Here is a 794-nt window from a genome sequence, read left to right as displayed (position 1 = left end):
CATTCTTCTATTCTTCCTTTTCTACACCAGCTCAGGTTTGGTCGCAGGGGGCAAACTGTTTGAAACCGTATTCGGCCTTGATTACAGTATTGCAGTAGTTATTGGTACAGTTTGTGTGGTTTCTTACACGCTGTTCGGTGGTTTCTTAGCGGTATCTTGGACTGACTTAGTGCAAGGCCTATTGATGGCAGCAGCACTGATGATCGTTCCGATTGCTGTGATGGACGGTGGTTTTGGCCAACTGTCTTCAGACATGCACAACATCAACCCAGAACTACTGACGTTGTGGAACGATGTGAAAGGTGAGCCGCTGTCAGCTATCGCGATTATCTCGCTAGCGGCATGGGGTCTTGGCTACTTTGGTCAGCCACACATCCTAGCGCGTTTCAAAGCATCACGTTCAAACAAAGACCTAACTACAGCGCGTCGTATCGCTGTGGGTTGGACTGCGCTTTCAATGGCAGGTGCAATGCTAGTGGGTCTAGTTGGTCTGGTATGGGTGACTGGCCACCCAGGTACGCAACTAGAAGATGGCGAGAAAATCTTTATGTTGCTTGTGAACACCGTATTCCACCCAGTGGTTGCTGGTATCCTACTAGCAGCAATCCTAGCGGCAGTAATGAGTACAGCGGATTCACAGCTTCTAGTATCTTCATCTGCACTAGCAGAAGACTTCTACAAGCAAGTAATCAAACCTGATGCTTCTTCAGAAGAAGTGGTGATGATTGGCCGTGTGGGCGTTATCGTGAGTTCTTTGATTGCATTGTTCCTAGCAATGACACCAGACAGCTCTG

Annotated in this window: 1 protein-coding gene; it reads left to right on the top strand. The window is 48.2% G+C overall.

Annotation, left to right across the window (positions count from 1 at the left end; genetic code table 11):
- On the top strand, positions 1-794 hold a 794-nt coding region (locus tag R7R78_RS25575), incomplete at both ends, for a sodium:solute symporter family transporter (protein ID WP_406707397.1).

The sequence above is a fragment of the Vibrio sp. 2134-1 genome (assembly GCF_033339495.1).
The sequence above is the reverse complement of the archived record's forward strand: the minus strand, read 5'-3'. Positions and strand labels throughout refer to the sequence as shown.